We start from the raw sequence: 4,917 nt of genomic DNA, 5'->3' as shown, positions 1-4,917 counted from the left end.
GCACACGCAACGCGTCAAGTTCCGCTGCCATCTACCCTTTATACAGACTTCTTCACCCGATGTCCATAGGCTGCCCCTAAGCAACAGATTCTTCAGCTATTAGCCCGAAGGACAATTTCACCCTGCTAAAGAAAGGGGGCCGCTGGACGTAGAACTGTGTACCCGTTAACCCGTTCACCTACAGATCCGTGGGCGACAGCCAGTCGGCTGTTTTCCGGCGGCCACGACGAGAAAGGCGAAATGATGCGCTGGCTGGACATGGACCTCACGCAAAAACTGCCGGCGATCAGCGCCAGTTTTCTGATCGGCGTCTTCGGTTCGGGCCTCGTCCTTTTCAGCCATTATCTTCTCGATCACCTCGAACGTTCCGAAATCGTTCATCTCGAGCGCGAGACGCAACTGATCGTCGACTCGCTGAACAGCTACGAACGCAGCATCGAGGAACGCGCTGGCACGATCGGCCGCGTCTTCGCCGCCGACTTCGACCCCGTATTCACCATCGACACCACGAGCACGCGGCGCAGCGGCGAGAGCGACGTGCCGGTACTGCGCAATCGCGAGCGCGAACTGAACGACGATTTCACCGTCCCCGACCACCTGCTGGCGAGTACCGGCGCCGTGTCTTCGATCTTCGTTCGCCAAGGCGACGAGTTCGTCCGCATCAGTACCTCGCTGAAGAACGAAACGGGCGAGCGCAGCCTGGGCACGCGCTTGTCGACCAGCCACCCGGCGGTCGCCCGGCTGCTCGCTGATCAGGCGTGGACGGGACGCGTCTCGCTCTTCGGCGGCGAATGGATGGCGCATTACCTGCCCGCCCGCGATCAGAACGGCAAGGTCGTCGGCAGCCTGGCGATCGCGGTCGACTTTTCCGCCGGCTACGCGGCAATCAAGGAGCAGATCAAGAAAATCACCATCGGCGAGACCGGCCACGTCTTTGTCGTCGATGGCAAGGCGGGTGCCGGCCGGGGCCAGTTCGTCATCCATCCCAAGCTCGAGGGGAAGAAGGTCAGCGAAATCCTCGGCGCTGACGGCCAGCCGATCTTCCAGCAGATGCTCGAGCGGAAGACCGGGCTGCTGCGCTACGCGTGGCGCGGCGAAGGCGACGCCAGCGCGCGCGAGACGATCACCGTCTACCGCTTCTTCGAACCCTGGCAATGGCTGATCGCAGCCGGCAGTTACCGTGAGGAGTTTCTGCGCCAGACGCACGTGCTCACCGCGTGGACGATCGCCGGCACGCTGTTCATGGTCGCGGCGCTGGTCGTCATGCTCTATCTGCTCGTTCGCCGCCTGGTCGGGCAGCCGCTGCACCAATTGCAGGCGGCGCTGGCGGCGTTGGCGGCCGGCGGCGGCGACCTCACGCTGCGCATGCCGGTGCAGGCGCGCGACGAGGTCGGTCGGCTGGCCCACACCTTCAACACCTTCCTCGAATCGCTGCAGGCGATGGTCGGCCGCACGGCGCACGCCGCGGCGAACGTCTCCGGCGCGGCCGAGGGGCTGGCCCGTTTCACCGCGGCGGTGACCGAAGCCTCGAGCCAGCAAAGCAGCGCCGCGGCGAGCGCGGCCGCGGCGGTCGAGGAAATGGCCGCGAGCATTGCCTCGGTTGCCGACAGCGCGCGTGAAGTGCGCGCACAAGCCCTCGCCGGCGGCGAGCAAACACGGCGCAGCAACAGCGAGTTGCACGCTGTGGTGGGCGAACTGAGCGAGGTTGGCGAAGCGGTGCGCAGGATCACCGCTACCGTCGAACAGTTCGTCGGCAACGTCGCGTCGATCACCGATCTCACTCAACGGGTCAAGGAAATTGCCGATCAGACCAATCTCCTTGCGCTGAACGCGGCGATCGAGGCGGCGCGCGCCGGCGAGAGCGGTCGCGGCTTCGCAGTGGTGGCCGACGAAGTGCGCAAGCTGGCGGAAAAATCGACCCGCTCGGCGCGCGAGATCGACGTGCTCACGATCGAACTCGGCCAGCAGTCGAGCGCGGTTGACGAGGCGATTCGCCAGGGGCAGGCGGCGCTGAGCAACGGCCTGGGCGATCTGCAGCGCGTTGCCGGATTGCTCGAAAGCGCTGGTGAGGCGGTCGATGCGGCCGGCGCCGGCGTATCGACGATCTCCGACGCGGTGTGCGCACAAACCACCGCGAGCGCCGAGATTGCCGGTAACATCGCGACCATCGCGCACATGAGCGACGACAGCGTACATTCGCTGCGCAAGGCGGACGACGACGTTCATCAGCTCGATGTGCTGGCGACGGCGCTGCGCCAGCAGGTCGAACGCTTCAAGACCTGAGCTGTTCTCGGGTCGGCGTCGATGAGAATTGCATGGTGGCGCAGCGCGCGGGTCGGCGAAACCATTCCAGCGGCGACTCCCGATAGACCAAGGCCGGAAGACTGGCCGTCCATGAGCTATGTTCAGCATGGTGCGCGAGCGCTCGTGTCTGTGAGGTGAGCATGAAATCCATCGAATCGAGCTCGGTCCGGCGTGGCAGCATTTCGCGCCAGATCGTCGTGCGGATGGCCATTGGCGCCGTTCTCGTCACGCTGCTCTCGCTGCTGGCCTTGGGTGTGCTCGACTACCGTGATCGTGTGCAAACGGCGCGCCATGCGCTGGACGAGATCGCGCAGAGCTCAGCGCCGGGGATTGCCGGCAGCCTGTGGGGTTTCGACATGGCGCAGGTGCAGGTGATCGTCGAGGGTCTGACGCGCATCCCGAGCATTGGCTACATCGTCGTCCTCAACGAAAAGGGCGCCGAGGTGGCGCGCTCGGGCCGTGCGATCGACGATCCCGAACTTCGGCTGGAAAAGCGGGTGGCGCTCGTCTATCAGGACCCGGTGATGGAATCCCGCGTCGGCGAACTGCGTGTGGTCGTCGACCTCTGGCCGCTCAAAGTAGCGGCGCTCGAACGTCTGGTGCCGCTGCTGATTGCGCTGCTGCTCGTCGTTACCGCGCTGGGCGCCGTCTTTTACGCCTTGTTCGAGCGTGCGGTAGCCCGACACTTGATGAGCATCTCCGGCTATCTTTCGCGCCTGTCGCTCGAACAGCTCGACACGCCGCTCGCACTGCCGGCGAATGCTCGCCTGAACAACGAACTGGGCGTAGTCGTCGAGGCGATCAACAGCATGCGCCGACAGATCCTGAAGTCGCACCGGGACCTCGACGATCACCGGCGCCACCTGGAAGAAGCCGTCGCCAAGCGCACCGGCGAACTGCGGCGCCAGCAGGCGTTCATGCAGGCGGTGCTGAACAACATTTCGGATGGCGTCGTCGCCTGCGACGAGCACGGCCGGCTCTCCTTCTTCAACCGCGCGGCGCGCGAGATGCCCGGGATCGCGCAGGACGATCTGCCGCCCGAGCAGTGGGTCGAACGCTACCGGATCTTCCAGGCGGACGGCGTGACGTCGATGGCGCTCACCGAGATCCCGCTGTTTCGTTCGCTGCAGGGCGAGATCGTGCGTAACGCGGAGATGGTGGTCGAGCAGGCGGACGGTGTTCGGCGCGTGTTTCTGGCGTCTGGTCAGGCGATGCGCGATACGGATGGTGGCAAGATCGGCGCGGTCGTTTCATTGCACGACGTGACCGAGCAGAAGATCGCCGAGGCCAAGCTGCTCGAGGCGAAGAACGCAGCGGAGGCGGCGAATCTCGCCAAGAGCCTGTTCCTGGCCAACATGTCGCACGAACTACGCACGCCGCTCAACGCGATTCTCGGCTTTTCCGACATGGTGCGCCGCAGTCAGGGCCTGTCGGCGACCCAGCAGGCCAATCTGGCGGTCATCCACAAGAGTGGCGATCACCTGCTCGGTCTGATCAACGATGTGCTCGATCTGGCCAAGATCGAGGCCGGGCATACGCAGGTTGACCGGGTGCCCTTCAACCTGGCTGAATTGATTGGTGACATCACCGACATGATGCGCATGCGCGCCATCGAGAAAGGGCTGCAACTGCTCGTCGATCAGGCGCCCGAGTTTCCGCAATACCTGGTCGACGACCAGACGAAACTGCGCCAGATTTTGATCAATCTGCTGTCGAACGCGGTCAAGGCCACCGAATCCGGCGGCATCGCCCTGCGCCTGGGCGTCCTTGCCGGTCCGCCCGAGTGCCTGATCATCGAGGTGGAAGACACCGGCATTGGAATTGCGCCTGAAGACCAGGAGCGCATCTTCGACGCTTTCGTCCAGTCGGGTAGCTTGGGCTCGTGGCAGGGAACCGGTTTGGGTCTGGCCATCACCCGGCAATTCGTCAAGCTGATGGATGGTCGCCTGTCGTTGACCAGCGAGCTCGGCAAAGGCAGCATTTTCCGCGTCGAGCTGCCGCTGCACCGGGCGCGCCCCGAGGATCTGCCGGAGGATCTCCCCGAGCGAGGCGAGGTCATCGGCCTGCAGCCGGGGCAGCCGGCTTACCGCGTGCTGGTGGTCGACGACAACCTGGAGAACCGTCTGCTGCTCAGGCAGTTGTTGCTGGTCGTGGGCTACGCCGTGCGGGAAGCCGAAAACGGCGCCGAGGCAGTCGCCTGCTTCTCTGACTGGCAGCCGCAATTCATCTGGATGGACCGGCGGATGCCGGTGATGGACGGTGTTGAAGCGACCCGGCGAATTCGTGCGCTGGCCGGTGGCGATGCCGTGCGCATCGCGGCGGTCACCGCTTCGTCGTTCAAACAGGACGACGCGATGCTGCTCGATATGGGGTTCGACGCGATCGTCCACAAGCCCTTCAGACCCGAGGAGATTCACGAGTGCATGGAAGACCTGCTCAAGGTCAAGCTCATTCGGGCCAGCGGGGCGGCGGCCGATGAACGACGGGAAGCGGCGGCGACCGCGCTGGCGGCGCTTCCCGAAACGCTCCGTCAGGCCTTGGTCGAGGCGATCACCAGTCTCGACGGCGAGCGCATCGAGGGGATTCTGGCCGAAATCAGCGTCGTGCAGCCGG

At 64.7% G+C, this 4,917-nt stretch carries 2 protein-coding genes; both read left to right on the top strand.

Annotation, left to right across the window (positions count from 1 at the left end; all coding sequences use genetic code 11):
- Nucleotides 1-240 precede the first annotated feature (240 nt).
- The gene (locus tag Q1L59_RS00660; protein WP_300327364.1) at nucleotides 241-2,283 is read left to right on the top strand and encodes a methyl-accepting chemotaxis protein; all 2,043 of its coding nucleotides are present in this window, start codon (nucleotides 241-243) and stop codon (nucleotides 2,281-2,283) included.
- 161 nt (nucleotides 2,284-2,444) lie between these two features.
- Nucleotides 2,445-4,917 (top strand): ATP-binding protein (locus Q1L59_RS00655; protein WP_300327363.1); only part of this gene is annotated, 2,473 nt, incomplete at its 3' end.

This window comes from Accumulibacter sp., from assembly GCF_029255125.1.
Classification (GTDB): Bacteria; Pseudomonadota; Gammaproteobacteria; order Burkholderiales; family Rhodocyclaceae; genus Accumulibacter.
Note: the sequence above shows the minus strand (reverse complement) of the source record. Positions and strands in the feature narration are given on the sequence as shown.

Excerpts from the sequence above, each read along its gene's own strand:
- Q1L59_RS00660 (WP_300327364.1), top strand. The coding sequence starts at position 241 with ATGATGCGCTGGCTGGACATGGACCTCACGCAAAAACTGCCGGCGATC.